Genomic DNA, 15,647 nt, shown 5'->3' with positions numbered 1-15,647 from the left:
GGGCGTTCTCCTTCCGGATGAGGTTTGGGTGGTCAGTTACTGGTTTGGCGCCGCCTTGGGAAGGAGGTTCCATTGACTGAGATTGCGCTATCTTACAAGAAAAATTTGTACCGAAAGGTTAATTATTCGAAAAGTGCCGTTGCAGTCTCTGTAACAATCCGGCTGCGTTCAGTGCCAACTGGCATCCGGCGCCGGGGCGTTGGCCAGGCACAACCAGCCATGCTCGGCTGTCAGCAACTGCTGCTTGAGCTGATCTAGATGCGTTTGCTCTGTCGTCAGGATAGACCGCCTCAGCGCGGCAAGATCGTCGGCATCTGTGGCCAGGTGTGTCTGCCATGCCCATTGCGCGACATCGACATTGTTCATGGCACTTTCCTCAAGTTGGGCGGCGAGGTCTTCGCGGGCGTGCGCGTCGAGCGGCAGGTTCTGATCGAGCAAATGCAGGATATGGTCGAGGATCTGCGCATGGCTGGCCTTGGGCGACTGCACGCCGAAGAGCAGTCCGCCGACCCCTTCGACCTGACGAAAGGTACTGAACACGGCGTAGCCCAACTGCAATTCGACACGCAGACGCTGGTAGTACGGGCCTTGCAGCAGGTGGGCGAGCAGGCGGCCAGCGGCTTGCTGGTGCGCGGGCAGTGGGCAGAACAGCAGCAGCGCCTGTTCGCTGCCTGGGGGCTGGAGTGCATGCCAACGGCGACCCGCGAGTGATGGAGGGGCATGGCGCGTTTCAGGCGTGCCCATCACACCCTGAAGTGCCGCCGCCAGCGCTGACTGCTCGGCCGTGGCGAACCCCACCGCCAAGCCCTGCCAGCGAGCGGTTTGCCAGAGTGCGTCAAGTGAGGCTTGGTTCAGTACACAGTCATTGGGCTGTGGAGGTGGGTCATGCCGGATCGCATCGGGCAGTGCCTGGAGCAAGGCGCGGATCGGAACCAGCGCAGGCTTGGGCGTCGGTGGCGATTGCCAATCGTCCACGCCAGGTTGGCGTAGCAGCGGGAGGGCTTCGTCGAGCGTGCGTATCACCGCTTCCGGTGCGCCTGCGCAGCGCAACTGCCAGGCATTGCCGCTCGCCGTGAAGTCCAACTGCAGCGACGCCCGCTCGGCGCGTTCGACCAACGGCTGTAGCGAGTGCTCAAGCAGGGGCTGGAAGTGCTGGCCCAAGGGCGAGCTGACGTGCCAGCGCAGGTAGAGCGCGGCAAAGCGGCGTGAAGCGGGCAGGGCGTTGCTGATCGCGAGATTCGCGGGCAAGGGCGCGCGCCCAGGGCGGGGCAGGGTTGCCAGCAAAAGGGGGTCGGCGGGCGGTAGTTGCCAGTGGCCATGGTCGCGGTGCGGCAGGCTGTCCAGCAGCGCGCGCAAGGCGTCGAGGCCTTGCTCGTCAAGGGGGCGAAAGGGCAGGCCTGTGCTATCCCGGCGCGCCAGCTCCAGAGCGCTGGCAGTGTATGTACGACGTTGCTGTAGTTGGGCATGCGTGCGGTTCAGCGCGTTGTGATCGGCCTGGCGCAGAAAGCCCAGCCAGCCCTGGAGCGAGGCCAGGATCTCGCTTTGCGAGGCGTCTTCGCTCACCTTGAGCTGTGCGCTCCAGAGCAACTGCCCGGCATAAGCATAAAGGGGCTCGGCCTTGAAGCTGCGCAGCCAGCCGCGCTGGCGCAGGTCGGCCAGCCAGCCGCCAGGCCGGTTGTCGCCCAGACAGGCGAGCAGCAACTCCAAGGCGGCTTCGGCGCCTTCGGGCAGATGCTCGTGGGCAAACAGCAGGTCCAGATGATCATCGGCCCTTACAGCGGCTGGCTGCGCACGCTGCGAGAGCCTCGGGGACTGGGCTCGCGCGACGGGTTCGCCAGCGGCCAGCAACAGGCCAAAGCGTGTGCCCAACGCTTGAAGATCGTCCAGCGATTGGGGGCCGCACAGGCTGAGCACCATTTGCCCACCGTGGTAGTAGCATCGATGGAAGTCGCGCAGCGCCAACTGGAATGCTGGCGCCTGTATGGCCAGGGAGTATCGATTGCCAGCGTGAAAACCGCCCAGCGGATGCGCAGGCGCTGCGCTCTGCAGCAGGGCGAATTGCCGTTGGGCTTGTGGGTTGCGCGACCAGGCGATGAACTCCGCGTGGATCACTTCCCGCTCACGGCGTTGGCGCTCGATGCTCAGGTCAGGTTCCGCCAGCATCTGGCACAGGCGCTCAAGACCACCTGCCAGCGCGTGTGGCGGGACTTCGAAGAAAAAATCGGTGGTGCGTTCGCGGGTGCTGGCATTGACCTGACCGCCCAGGCCTTGCACGTAGCGCATCAGGCCGTCTGTCAGGGGGAAACGGTGGGTGCCGAGAAAGAACAGATGCTCGAGAAAGTGCGCAAGCCCGGGCCATTTGGTCGGAGCGTCATGGCTTCCAGCATGCACCCGGATGGCCGCGGCAGCGCGTTTGAGGCGCGGGGCGTGGCGCAGGGTGAGCTGCAGGCCATTGGAGAGGGTGAGGTGGCGGGTGGCGTCAGGCATGGCGTAATCCTAACGCATTGGTCGGCCCTGATCTGCAGGCGTGGGCCTGCTTCGTGCGAGGGCCGCGTCACGGCCTTGGCGCGTATCAGGTATTACGCAGATGAAGCTCGCAGCGTAGGTCGGTCAGATAGGGAAATGCCTTGCGCCCTTGCACTACGCGTTCGTGGTCAAGGTCCGCCACCAACTGGCACTCCTCCTGGCCGGCCATCGCCAGAACGCTGCCGTCCGGCCCGATGATGCTGCTTTGGCCGCAGTAGTGGATCTCATCCTCGGCCCCGCAATAATTGGCATAGACGAGGAAGCACTGGTTTTCCTGTGCCCGCGAGCGCACGGTGACCTGGCAAGTGAAGTCGTAGGGCTGCATGTTAGCCGTCGGCACCACGATCAGTTCGGCGCCGCCCAGCGCCAGGCGCCGGGCGTTTTCCGGGAACTCGATGTCGTAGCAGATCAACATACCCAGCCTCCAGCCCTCCAGCTCGACCACAGGGAAGTGATCAGGGCCCGGGCTGAACATCGAACGGTCCAGTTCGCCGAACAGGTGCGTCTTGCGGTAGTTGCACAGGCTGCGACCGTGGCTGTCGATCAACTGCACGCTGTTATACAGCGCGCCATCCTCGCCTCGCTCCGGATAGCCATAGGCGATGGCGATGCGATGGGCCTGGGCGATATCGACCACGCTCATGGCCGACGGGCCGTCGTTGGGCTCAGCCAGGCGCTGTACGGCGCCCAGGCCGATGTTGTAGCCGGTCAGGAACATCTCCGGGCATACCAGCAACTGCGCGCCGCCAGCGGCGGCCAGTTGCGCCTGCTGTTGCAGGCGCTCGAGGTTGCCGGGTACGTCCAGTGGCCTTGGCGCGCCTTGGTACAGGGCGATGCGCATGGTGCGTCCTCGTGTCAGTCCGGCAGGGCGATCGGGCCGAGGTCATGGAAGACATCGCCTGGGCCCGGGTTTTCAGGATGGGTCTTGCCGCCGAAGTGGTTCATGATACCCCACACCGCGTTCAGCGATGTCTGCACCGCGCCTTCCACCCAGGCTGGGGTCCACGACACATCGTCGCCAGCAATGAAGATGCCGCGCTGCTCGGCAGGCATGTCCTGCTGCATGAAGTGCGCGTACATGCGCTGGTTGTAGCGGTAGTGCCCTGGCAGCGCGCCTTTGAAGGCGCCGAGGAAGTAAGGGTCGGCTTCCCAGGAAATGGTGATCGGATCGCCGATGATGTGCCCCGCAATATCGGTTTTCGGGTAGATCTTCTTCAGTGCATCGAGGGCCAGCTGCACACGTTTTTCGGTCGGGTGCGGCAGCATCTTCAGGGCATCGCTCATCCACGCGTAGGACAGGCAGATGACCCCCGGCTTGTCGTCGCCGTTATCGAACAGGTAGGTGCCACGGGTCAGGCGGTCGGTGAGCGTCATGCTCATCAGGTCGCGCCCGGTTTCCGGGTCCTTGTCCTTCCAGAACGGCCGGTCGACCATGACGAAGGTCTTCGACGACTGCATGTAGCGGGTGCGGTCCAGGGCCATCCACATCTTTTGCGAGAACAGCGACTCCTCGCAGTCGATCTGGGTGGTCAGCAGCCAGGTCTGGCAGGTCGCGAGCACTGCGGCGTAATTGCGGGTATCGCCCCAGGTGTCGGTGACCGCCAGGCTGCCATCGGCCGCGCGGTGTATGCGCTTGACCCCGCCGCGTGGCGCGCCGCCATGCAGCGAGCTTAGGCTGGTGCCGGCTGGCCAGTGGGCGCAACGCTCGGGTACGTGACGCCAGATGCCCTGAGGCACTTGCTCGACGCCGCCGACCACCAGGTGCTGATGGTCGTCGCAGTTGGTCATCACCACGCGGAAGATTTCCAGCATCGAGTTGGGGAAGTCCGAGTCCCAGCCACCGGTGCCGAAGCCGACTTGGCCAAAGACTTCGCGGTGCTGGAAGCTGAGCTTGGCGAAGGAGCGCGAAGTGGCGACAAAATCATAGAAGGTGCGGTCGTCCCACAGCGGAACCAGGGTGTTCCACAGCTCTTTCAGGCGCGGTACATCGCGGTCACGGATGGCTTGCTGGATCTCGCTGAACTGGGCGCCGCTTTCCAGGGCGTCGGCCCAGGCATCGGCCACTTCCTGGAACAATGCCGGCAGGTCGGAAATCTTCTCGGCGTAATAGGTCTGGCCTTCCAGGTCGATGACCGTGCTACCGGAGGCTGGGGTCAGCGGGTTGGGGAAAGGCTTGGTTTCCAGGCCCAGTTTGTCGACATAGTGATAGAACGCCGTGGACGAGACCGGGAAGCGCATGCCGCCCAGTTCGGCGACGATGCCGTCAGTGCCGTTGAAGGCCTGCGAGCGCAGACGCCCACCCAGTTTCGAGGCTTCGTACACCACCGGCTTGAGGCCCAGCTTCATCAACTCGTAGGCCGCCACCAGACCTGCGATGCCACCACCGACGATCGCCACTTCTTCGCCATGACGCTCGGCTGGAATGCTGCCCAAGCCGGCCGGGTGTTCCAGCCAGTCGTCAAAGCCGAAGGGGAAGTCCGGGCCGAAGATGGTGACAGGTTTCTTGCCGTCGACGGGGTGGCGGTTTTTCTTGTTCATGTGATGACCTTGCCAGGGAGGCTACGCAGAAGGCGGAGCCTGAGTATAGAAAATGTCTGGAGGCCATTTTATGAAGCGGGACGTTCGTAATTAAGGTGCAGAGTGGCGTCGTTATGTGAAATTTATCGTCTTAATGACTGCTTGATCGTGCAGAGTGACGAATACTTTTCACCAGGAGCAACGCCGCCTTCGTTTCGAGGCTGAATGATCAGCCCGGTTGGCCCCGGTCGACCTTGCTGCTGAGAATGATGGAGGTCGTGGTTTTCTCGACCCCTTCCAGGCTGCCGATCTGATCAAGCAACTGGTCCAGTTGTTCTGGCGAGTCGCTGCTCAGCCAGGCCACATAGTCGAATTCGCCACTGACCGCGCACAACTGCTGAACCTGGCCCATGGCGCTGAGGCGTCGCACGATGTCCTTGCCCGAACGCGGCTGTGCTTTGATGCCCACATAGGCCTGCAGGCCCCCTCCACGCATCCGCTGGCCCAGACGCACACCGTAGCCGGTGATGATCTTGCTCTTCTCCAGCCGCTCCAGACGGGAATTGACGGTAGTACGGGCAATACCCAAGTGCCGGGCGAGGGTGGCGACGCTTTCCCGGGCGTTAATCTGCAGCAGGGAGATCAACTGGCGGTCGATTTCATCGAGGGTGATGGAGCGGGCGTCGGGCATGGCGAATCTCTTTGATAGTCGGTTCAGCGGGGTGGGAGTGTTATGCAGGAGGAAGCGTGCCTGCCTGGGCCGCCCGTTATCATAAGAGCGCAGCCGCTACGCTGACCAGCAGTTGGCGGTGAGGGGAATCTTGGAATGATCGAGCAGGGCGGAAAGTGAGTTTTGAAGCGCTGCTTGAGTGCTGGTGTGCAGAAGTGTCAACAAGAAAAACCAGGGCGCCGGATCGGCACGCTCGGTGTTACATAACCTCGGGAGCACCCGCCAAACATCCAGACAGCAAAAAGCCGCGCAGTGCGCGGCTTTGAGTATGGTGGGCCCACACGGACTCGAACCGTGGACCAAAGGATTATGAGTCCTCTGCTCTAACCAACTGAGCTATAGGCCCCAGAGGTGGCCCGGATTATAACGAGGGTTTGAGGTGGGTGCCATCTGAAAGATCTGATAGTGCTATGCGAAGGAAGGTGGCGGCGAACTCCTCCGCAGGCAGAGGCAGGCTGACGATGTAGCCCTGGATTTGTTCGCAGCCTTCGCAGGCGAGAAAATTTTGCTGCGCCTGGTTCTCGACGCCTTCGGCAATGATGGTCAACTGCATGCTGCGCCCCAGGGCGATGATCGCGCGGGTGATGGCGACGTCATGGGGATCGCTGGGCAGGCCGCGAATGAATGACTGATCGATCTTGAGAATGTCCAGGGGCAGACGCTTGAGGTAGCTCAGGGACGAATAGCCGGTGCCAAAGTCGTCGATGGCCAATTGGACACCGAGAGCCTTGAGCTGATGAAGGATGGCCAAGGCTTCCTCAGCCTGGCTCATGATGAAGTTCTCGGTGATTTCCAGCTGCAGGTCCCCGGCCTTGAGCTGGTAGGTCTTGAGCAGGTGTTCGATGCGTCTGGCCAGGTTGGGCTGGCGCAGTTGGGCGCCGGCGAGGTTGATCGACAAGGGGCCGAACGGCTCGTAGGTGTTCTTCCAGCCGTACATCTGCCGGCAGGCCTGCTCCAGTACCCAGTCGCCCAACTGCAAGATGGTGCCGTTCTCTTCGGCCAGGTGGATGAACTGCTCTGGCGGGACGTCGCCAAGGCTTGGATGGCGCCAGCGGATCAAGGCCTCTGCGCCCACCAGGTTCTGGGTCTTGAGGCTGAACTTAGGCTGAAAGCACAGGCTCATTTCGTTGCGCTCGATGGCGCGACGCAGTTCGTGCTCCAGGGCGATACGCTCGCTGGCTTGGGCGGTCAGGTCGCGGGTGTAGGCCTCGACCCGGTTGCGGCCCTTGGCCTTGGAGCGGTACATGGCCGCGTCGGCGTTGCGAATCAGGTTGGCGACGTCGGTACCGTCCTGTGGATAAAGGCTGATGCCGATGCTGGCACTGGTGAAGAACTCATGTTCACCGGCTTCGAACGGGGCGTGGAAGCAGGCCAGCAGCTTATTGGCGATGGCGCTGGCATCGCTTGGGCGATGCAGACCGGGCAGGAGGATGATGAACTCATCGCCGCCCAGCCGCGCCACGGTGTCCAAGTCGCGTACCTGCTCTCTTAGGCGTTGGGCGATGCCTTTGAGCAGCAGGTCGCCGACCGGATGGCCGAGGCTGTCGTTGATGTGCTTGAAGCGGTCCAGATCGAGAAACAGCACCGCACCCTGGCGGTTGGCCTCTTGCGGGCACGTGAGGGCAGCCTGCAGGCGTTTTTCGAACAACGCACGGTTGGGCAGGCCCGTCAGCGGGTCGTGGTGGGCCTGGTAATCGAGCTTGGCTTGGGCCAGCTTGAGGCTGGAGATATCAGCGAACACTGCCACGAAGTGGGTGATCTCATGGTCGCGGTTGCGCACGGCGCTGATGGTCAGCCAGCCGGGGTAGAACTCGCCATTCTTGCGCTTGTTGTAGATCTCGCCTTGCCAATGGCCTTCGGCAGTCAACTGGTGCCACATGGCCGCGTAGAACGCGCTGTCGTGCTGCCCGGACGCGAGCAGGCGCGGCGTTTGCCCAAGGGCTTCGATCTCGCTGTAGCCGGTGATCTCGCTGAAGGCGCGGTTGACGGCGTTGATGCGCTGGTCGGGATCGGTGATGAGCACCCCTTCGGCAGTGTTCTCGAACACCGTGGCGGCCAGTTGCAGTTTTTCCTGCATCAGATGGCGCTCGGTGATGTCCCGGGCGATGGTCAGCATGCAGTCGGTGCTTTCGATCGGCAGCGGCCTGGCGGAGAGCTCGCACAGGCGGATCTGCCCATCGCTGCGCCGGATATGACAACTGAAGTCGCGCACGAAGCCGTCGCGCTGCAATTGCTCGATCAGGCGCTTGCGCTCGTTGAGATCGACCCAGATGCCCAGGTCCAGGGAGGTCTGGTCCAGGGCCGGATTGATGTCATAGCCGGTAAGGCGGCAGAACCCTTCGTTCACTTCGAGCAACAAACCGTCGCTTTGGCGCGACAGCAACAGGCCGTCGGGGGAGGCATGGAAGGCCTTGGCGAACTTCTCTTCGGAGGTCTGCAACTGTTGCTGGGTTTCCTTCAGTTGGCTGATGTCGCGCACCGCCACGACCATGGCCCGGGTGCCGTCGAGGTCGAAGGTCTCGGCAGAGGTCAGGCCGGTGAATACCTGGCCGTTGCTGCGGCGAAAGCTCATTTCCAGGTTGCGGATACCGCCTTGCTGCAGGCGCTCGAGCAGAGCGGGGCCCGCCCCGGCCACGGCCCACAGGTCCAGTTCGGTGGCGGTGCGACCGATCACCTGGCCTGGGCTCAGGCCAATCTGCTCCTCGAAGGCTTCGTTGACTTCCAGCAGGCAGCCGTCGCTATGGCGGGCGATCACCAGGATATCCGGGCACTGCTGGAACACCGAGGCGAACTTCTGTTCCGACAGGCGCAGGGCGTCTTCCGTACGCTTGGTTTCGCTGATGTCGATCATCAAGCCCCGCAGCAACGGGCGGTGGCCGTGTTCGATCATGCTGACGATATTGCGCACCCAGAGGGCGTGACCGTCGGCGCGGATCACCCGATAGTCGAGGCTGTGGTCGCGCCCGGCGGCGGTTTCGCTGTCGCAATAGGCCTGGGCCCAGAGCGCGTCCTCAGGATGCAGGATGCTGCGCCAGAAGCCGGGGCGCAGCCAATCACTCAAGGGGTAGCCGAGCAGGTCTTCGGCATGGGGAGAGACATAGCTGTACGTGAAGTCGTTGGCATCGGCTTCCCAGGCGATGGCGGACAGGCTTTCGACCAGGCTGCGGTAGTGATACTCGCTGCTGCGCAGTTCCTGTTCGAGGGCGATGCGTCGGGAAATTTCCGAACTCAGGCGTCGGTTGATACGAATGACCACCGCCAGGCCGGCAAGCAGCAGCAAGACCGCTGGCAGGCCGTAGAGCAGCATGTCACTCCAGAACGACCGCTGGTCGACGACGTTCCCGACCCAGCGTTGCTGGATGTGGCTGATTTCTGCCGTGGTCATGTCGGCCATGACCTTGTCGAGGAGGCCGACCAGTACCTTGTTGTCCTTCTGGACCGCCATGGCCAGTTGATAGCGATAGGGCGTCTCACCGCTGACGTACAGGCCGTCGAGTTTTAGCTGGCGCAGGGCCCAGATGCTCGAGGCGAGGTCACCGACCGCGGCGTCCACTTCATCTGTCGCCAGGGCCTGAAGGGAGGAGCTGACGTTGGGCAGTGCCACCAGGTTCAGGTCCGGGTGGTGAGTGCGCAGCAGCTCATGGGGTGCGTAGTTTTCCACCACGGCAACCTTCAGCCCATACAGGTCTTCGAGGGTACGGGGCTGTGGGCCGCCCTTGTGGGCCAGGATGACAATGGGAAAGTCCAGGTAGGGGCGGGTGAAGGCGAGGTATTGCTGGCGTTCGGGGGTCGACATGATGCCGGGGAGCAGGTCGATGCGTTTTTCCCTCGCCTGCTGCAATACCTCGGTCCAATTGCTGGGCTCGATCGGTTTGAGCGATATCCCCAGACGCTCTTGGATCAGGGCGATGTAATCGGCGGCCAATCCCTGGTAACGGTCGTTCTGGTCGCGAAACTCGAATGGCGGCCAGGAGGCATCGACGCCCAGGCGCAGGTGTGGGTGAGCGCTGAGCCAGGCTTTTTCTTCATCAGTCAGGGTCAGGGCGCCGGCCGTTGTGTTCCACGCAAGCAGGATCAGCAACAGAAGGGCCGGCACAAAGGACATAGCGGCCTCTCATTCAGGTGGTCTGAATCGAGTGTAGACGGGCAATGGCCAAGGGGAGTGGCGATCGTGTGGGGATGGTCACGTGCCTGAAAAGAAAAACCCCGGCCTGGGCCGGGGTTTGTCATCACTCGTCGAGGAAGGAGCGCAGGTGCTCGCTTCGCGTCGGGTGGCGCAGCTTGCGCAGCGCCTTGGCTTCGATCTGACGGATCCGCTCGCGGGTCACGTCGAACTGCTTGCCTACCTCTTCGAGGGTGTGATCAGTGTTCATGTCGATACCGAAACGCATGCGCAGCACCTTGGCTTCGCGTGCGGTCAGGCCCGAGAGCACGTCACGCGTGGCTTCCTTGAGGCTTTCGACCGTGGCCACGTCGATCGGGGACTGCATGGTCGAGTCCTCGATGAAGTCGCCCAGATGCGAATCTTCATCGTCACCGATCGGCGTCTCCATGGAGATCGGTTCCTTGGCGATCTTCAACACCTTGCGGATCTTGTCCTCAGGCATTTCCATGCGCTCGCCCAGCTCTTCCGGCGTCGGTTCGCGACCCATTTCCTGCAGCATCTGACGGGAAATACGGTTGAGCTTGTTGATCGTCTCGATCATGTGCACCGGAATACGGATGGTGCGTGCCTGGTCGGCAATCGAGCGGGTGATCGCCTGGCGGATCCACCAGGTGGCGTAGGTCGAGAACTTGTAGCCGCGACGGTATTCGAACTTGTCCACCGCCTTCATCAGGCCGATGTTGCCTTCCTGGATCAGGTCCAGGAACTGCAGGCCACGGTTGGTGTACTTCTTGGCGATGGAGATCACCAGACGCAGGTTCGCCTCGACCATTTCTTTCTTGGCGCGGCGGGCCTTGGCCTCACCGATCGACATGCGGCGGTTGATTTCCTTGATCTCGGCGACGGTCAGACCGGTTTCGTTCTCAAGGTCGATCAGCTTTTGCTGGCAGGCGACGATCGCAGCGTCTTTCTCACCCAGGGCGGCAGCCCACTTGGTGTTGCGCTTGGACAGGTCACCGCTCCAGGTCTGGTCGGTCTCGTTGCTTGGGAACAGACGCAGGAAGTCGGCGCGAGGCATGCGGGCGTCACGTACGCACAACTGCATGATGGCGCGTTCCTGGGCACGCAGGCGATCCAAGGCACTGCGCACGCGCTCGACCAGAACGTCGAACTGCTTGGGCACCAGCTTGATCGGCATGAACAGATCAGCCAGGGCCTGGAGGGCTTCGATGCTCTCTTTGCCGCTGCGGCCGTGTTTCTTCAGGATCTTGCCGGTGGCCTGGAGCTGGTCGGCGACTGCGCCGAAACGCTGGCGGGCGACTTCAGGATCCGGGCCGCTTTCGCCCTCGTCCTCGCTGTCGTCGCTGCTTTCTTCGCTTTCTTCGTCGTCGTCCTCTTCTTCCTTGGCGGCTGCGGCCTTGGCGCCCGGGATCGGCACTTCTTCGGTCGGCGCGGCAATGTTGTCGTCAGGGTCGATGTAACCGCTGAGGACATCGGACAGACGGCCACCTTCGGTGGTGACACGATCGTATTCGCTGAGGATGTAGTCGACAGTCCCCGGGAAATGGGCGATGGCGCCCATGACTTCGCGAATGCCTTCCTCGATACGCTTGGCGATTTCGATCTCGCCTTCGCGGGTCAGCAGCTCGACGGTACCCATTTCGCGCATGTACATGCGCACCGGGTCGGTCGTGCGGCCGATATCGGTCTCGACTGCCGCCAACGCTGCGGCGGCTTCTTCGGCTGCGGCTTCGTCGGTGTCGGCTTCCGCCAACAGCAGGGCATCCGCATCCGGAGCACTCTCGAATACGTTGATCCCCATGTCGTTGATCATGCGGATGATGTCTTCCACCTGTTCCGGATCTGAAATATCCTCAGGCAGGTGGTCGTTGACCTCCGCGTAAGTCAGGTAGCCCTGCTCACGACCGCGGGTGATCAACTCTTTGATACGAGATTGCTGTTGCGCTTTTCCGGACATAACACCCTATCCACTGAAGGTCTTGGCGGGCAAAAAACAAGCCGAGGATTATACCCGAGCATGGACCTCACGCGCCAGATGAGGTCGGGGTTTGTGCGGGAACATTCCTGCTCAGCAGTGCGAGGAGCTGCGATTTTTCCTCGGTGCTCAACTCGCTTTGACGTGCTTTCCTGAGCAGATGTTCCAGGCTGCGCTCGCGTTGGCGGGCGGACAAGCTAGTTATAGTGTCGAAAAACTGTTGTTCAAGGTTATCGGCATCGATCAGCCATTCCTTTTCCGCCAGGGCCCGCAGCAGGCGGCCTTGTTCGGTGCCGTGCCAACGTGCAATCAACTGCATTGAGCTTAGCTTAGGATTCTTCTGTGCGGCCTCGATCAGGGCCACCAGCAACTGGCTGTAGATATGTTCTTCGTCGGCAAAATGGCTGGCATCTTCCACCTTCCCTGCCAGCAGCGGGTAATGCAGCAGGGTGCGCAGGGCCGACAGCGTCGGCGGCTCGACCGGGGCCGGGACGCGCGGTGGTGCTTCGCCTCGCTGGCCGTCGCGTTGCCAGGGCTTGCCGCCTTTTTTGTCCCAGGGCTTGCCATCCCACGGTTTCTTTGCGCCCTTGTTCGGGGTCCATGGGCGCTGCTCCTGCTGGGCAGGCGCGTAGTCGGGCTGATGCGCGTCGCTGTAGTCAGGAGCGTAGCTGGCCATGGCGTCATAGTCATAGCCTGGGTCGTAGTCGGGCACGTTCGGTGCCGGCGCGTGCTGTGCCAGCTGCTCGACCTGCTGAGGGTCGAGGCCGGTTATTTCCTTCAAGCGATTGCGCATGAGCTGACGCAAATTGGCGCCCGGAATCTTTTCGATCAGCGGTGCGGCCAATGTGGCCATGTGCGCTTTGCCTTCCAGCGAACGAGGGTCTGCCTCGTTGCTCAATTGCTCGAAAAAGTAGTCCGCCAGCGGTTGGGCGTGCTGGTTGATGCGGGCCATGAAAGCGTCGGTGCCTTCGGCGCGGACCAGGCTATCCGGGTCTTCGCCCTCGGGCAGGAACAGAAAGCGCGCCCGGCGCCCGTCCTGCAGGCTGGCCAGGGTGGACTCCAGGGCGCGCCAGGCAGCCTTGCGGCCAGCCTGGTCGCCGTCGAAGCAGAACAGGACACTCGGCACCACGCGAAACAGGCGCTTGAGATGCTCTTCGCTGGTCGCGGTGCCTAGGGTTGCCACCGCGTTGCGCAGGCCTTGCTGGGCCAGGGCGATGACGTCCATATAGCCCTCGACCACGATGATTTCATCAAGGTTGCGGTTGTGCTTTCGCGCTTCGAACAGGCCGTAGAGTTCCTGGCCTTTGTGAAAGACCGGGGTTTCCGGGGAGTTCAGGTACTTGGGCTTGTCATCACCGAGGACCCGGCCGCCAAAGGCGATGACCCGGCCGCGGCTGTCACGGATTGGGAACATCACCCGGTCGCGGAAGCGGTCGTAGCGCTTGCCGCTCTCGGCGTTCTCGACCAACAGGCCTGCGTCGATCATCACTTTCTGTTGCAGGCTGTCGGCGCCCAGGTGTTTGAGCAGGTTGTCCCAGCCCGGCGGCGCGAAGCCCAGGCCGAAGTCGCGGGCGATCTCGCCGGACAGGCCGCGACCCTTGAGATAGTCCACTGCCGCCTTGCGGGTCGGGTGAGCGCGCAAGGCCTGGCGATAGAACTCGGCAGCGGCTTCCAGCAGTGGGTAGAGTGGTGAATCAGTGGGCTGACGGGGCTTCTGGCCTCGGCGGCCTTCTTCTCGCGGCACTTCCATGCCTGCGGCACGGGCCAATTCCTCCACGGCCTGGGGAAAGTCCAGGTTGTCGTGGTCCATGACGAAGCCGAGCGCGTTGCCGCCAGCGCCGCAGCCGAAGCAGTAATAGAACTGTTTGTCGGGGCTGACGGTGAAGGAGGGGGTCTTCTCTTTGTGGAACGGGCAGCAGGCGGAGAGATTCTTGCCGGTTTTCTTCAGTTGGATGCGCGAACTCACCACATCGACGATATCGGTGCGGTTGAGCAGGTCATCAATGAAGCTTTGGGGAATCAGCCCGGCCATGGCAGTCTCGTCATCTGGCAGCTGGCAAGTCTAATCGCTACGCGCGGGTTCGGGGCGAGTAGTGCGGTGCAGGAAGAGTGAGAAAAATGTGCTCGTCAGCCACGGAGGGCTCGTCAGTCAGGACGTGCACGACTGGTCGAAGACCAGCTCTGACGTGTCAGGCAGGTTGCCCCGGAGTTGTTGCAAGGGGCGCCTCGGACGTGAGTCTGAGGTTTGAAACAACCGCTGCCATCAACCCGGCACAGGGCCGGGCGGGGCAGAAGCTTTGCGTAGAACGTCTGTATTAGTACAGACGAACGGCGCGGCGCTGTTCGCGCTGAACCTTCTTGGCGTGACGCTTTACAGCGGCAGCAGCTTTGCGCTTGCGCTCGGCAGTCGGCTTCTCATAAAACTCGCGGCTACGAACTTCAGCCAGTACACCGGCTTTTTCGCAGGAGCGCTTGAAACGACGCAGAGCTACGTCGAAGGGTTCGTTCTCTTTAACTTTGACGGCTGGCATCCAGGGCTACCTTCATTCATTACCGGGGTAGACGTGCTCCTGGCAAAACAAAAAGGTGTGCTGGAGAACGTCGGTTTTCAAGGGTTGCGGATGTTAACCCTTAGCTGGCCGGAATGCAAAGCCTCTGATCGAAAACCGCTGGTCGGCATGGGGTACGAGGACTATCATGCGCGCCTTCGAATTCAGCCTCGACAAGGCACGGACCCATGCTAGTACTGGGATTGGAAACATCCTGCGACGAAACCGGCGTCGCATTATACGACAGCGAGCGCGGCCTGTTGGCCGATGCCCTGTTCAGTCAAATCGACCTGCACCGCGTCTATGGCGGCGTAGTGCCGGAGCTGGCCTCGCGTGATCACGTCAAGCGCATGCTGCCCTTGATCCGCCAGGTGCTGGCCGAGGCCGACTGTGTCGCCACCGAGATCGATGCGATCGCCTACACCGCTGGCCCCGGGCTGGTCGGCGCGCTGCTGGTCGGCGCTTCCTGCGCCCAGGCGCTGGCGTTCGCCTGGGACATCCCGGCGATCGGCGTACACCACATGGAAGGCCACTTGTTGGCGCCCATGCTGGAGGAAACCCCGCCAGAGTTTCCGTTCGTCGCATTGTTGGTCTCTGGCGGCCATACCCAACTGGTGCGGGTCGATGGCATCGGCCAGTACGAGCTGCTAGGCGAAAGTCTGGACGATGCGGCAGGCGAGGCGTTCGACAAGACGGCCAAGCTGATCGGCCTGAATTACCCCGGTGGCCCGGAAATCGCCCGTTTGGCCGAAAAAGGCGTGCCGGGCCGCTTCGTGTTCCCACGGCCAATGACCGACCGTCCGGGCCTGGAGTTCAGCTTCAGTGGCCTGAAGACCTTCGCCTTGAATACCTGGCAGCAATGCCGGGACGCCGGCGATGATAGCGATCAGACCCGCTGCGACCTTTCGCTGGCGTTCCAGCAGGCGGTGGTCGAGACGTTGACCATCAAGTGCAAGCGCGCGCTCAAGCAGACCGGCCTCAAGCGCCTGGTCATCGCGGGTGGTGTGAGTGCCAACAAGGCCTTGCGCGCCTCGCTGGAAACCATGCTCGCCAGTCTCCATGGCAATGTTTACTACGCGCGTCCCCAGTTCTGCACCGACAACGGCGCGATGATCGCCTATGCCGGTTGCCAGCGGCTGCTGGCCGGGCAACGACAGGATCTGGCGATCAGCGTGCAGGCGCGCTGGCCGATGGAGCAGTTGTCGGCCGTATGAGGCGAGGTAT

9 protein-coding genes and 1 tRNA gene are annotated in these 15,647 nt (G+C 62.4%); 1 reads left to right on the top strand and 9 read right to left on the bottom strand.

Annotation, left to right across the window (positions count from 1 at the left end; all coding sequences use genetic code 11):
- Window positions 1-168 precede the first annotated feature (168 nt).
- The 9 genes from pqqF to rpsU form a co-directional block, all read right to left on the bottom strand.
- Window positions 169-2,487 (bottom strand): pyrroloquinoline quinone biosynthesis protein PqqF, encoded by a 2,319-nt coding sequence (pqqF, locus tag ABOA88_RS14140; protein WP_367850660.1) that lies wholly within the window; start codon window positions 2,485-2,487, stop codon window positions 169-171.
- An 85-nt stretch (window positions 2,488-2,572) separates the two neighbouring features.
- Window positions 2,573-3,367 (bottom strand): carbon-nitrogen hydrolase family protein, encoded by a 795-nt coding sequence (locus tag ABOA88_RS14135; protein ID WP_196167843.1) that lies wholly within the window; start codon window positions 3,365-3,367, stop codon window positions 2,573-2,575.
- 14 nt (window positions 3,368-3,381) lie between these two features.
- Entirely contained in the window at window positions 3,382-5,064 is a 1,683-nt protein-coding gene (locus tag ABOA88_RS14130) for a flavin monoamine oxidase family protein (protein WP_043210361.1), read from the bottom strand.
- Between the two features lie 208 nt (window positions 5,065-5,272).
- On the bottom strand, window positions 5,273-5,734 hold the full coding sequence (locus ABOA88_RS14125; protein ID WP_196167842.1) for an Lrp/AsnC family transcriptional regulator: 462 nt from the start codon (window positions 5,732-5,734) through the stop codon (window positions 5,273-5,275).
- 308 nt (window positions 5,735-6,042) lie between these two features.
- A tRNA-Ile gene (locus ABOA88_RS14120) sits at window positions 6,043-6,119 on the bottom strand.
- 15 nt (window positions 6,120-6,134) lie between these two features.
- Complete coding sequence (locus ABOA88_RS14115) at window positions 6,135-9,878, bottom strand: bifunctional diguanylate cyclase/phosphodiesterase (RefSeq protein WP_367850661.1); 3,744 nt, start codon at window positions 9,876-9,878, stop codon at window positions 6,135-6,137.
- A gap of 124 nt (window positions 9,879-10,002) precedes the next feature.
- Complete coding sequence (gene rpoD, locus ABOA88_RS14110; RefSeq protein ID WP_196167835.1) at window positions 10,003-11,856, bottom strand: RNA polymerase sigma factor RpoD; 1,854 nt, start codon at window positions 11,854-11,856, stop codon at window positions 10,003-10,005.
- Window positions 11,857-11,923: 67 nt separating this feature from the next.
- Window positions 11,924-13,906, bottom strand: coding sequence for a DNA primase (dnaG, locus tag ABOA88_RS14105; RefSeq protein ID WP_367850662.1), 1,983 nt, complete (start codon window positions 13,904-13,906; stop codon window positions 11,924-11,926).
- A gap of 283 nt (window positions 13,907-14,189) precedes the next feature.
- On the bottom strand, window positions 14,190-14,405 hold the full coding sequence (gene rpsU / locus ABOA88_RS14100) for a 30S ribosomal protein S21 (RefSeq protein ID WP_003255575.1): 216 nt from the start codon (window positions 14,403-14,405) through the stop codon (window positions 14,190-14,192).
- 206 nt (window positions 14,406-14,611) lie between these two features.
- On the opposite strand from rpsU, the gene tsaD reads away from it, so the two are divergent.
- Window positions 14,612-15,637, top strand: coding sequence for a tRNA (adenosine(37)-N6)-threonylcarbamoyltransferase complex transferase subunit TsaD (gene tsaD / locus ABOA88_RS14095; RefSeq protein ID WP_196167834.1), 1,026 nt, complete (start codon window positions 14,612-14,614; stop codon window positions 15,635-15,637).
- Window positions 15,638-15,647 lie beyond the last annotated feature (10 nt).

The organism is Pseudomonas sp. PKS, assembly GCF_051913525.1.
In the GTDB taxonomy this organism is placed as follows: Bacteria; Pseudomonadota; Gammaproteobacteria; order Pseudomonadales; family Pseudomonadaceae; genus Aquipseudomonas; species Aquipseudomonas guariconensis_D.
This window is presented reverse-complemented; position numbering and strand designations above follow the sequence as displayed.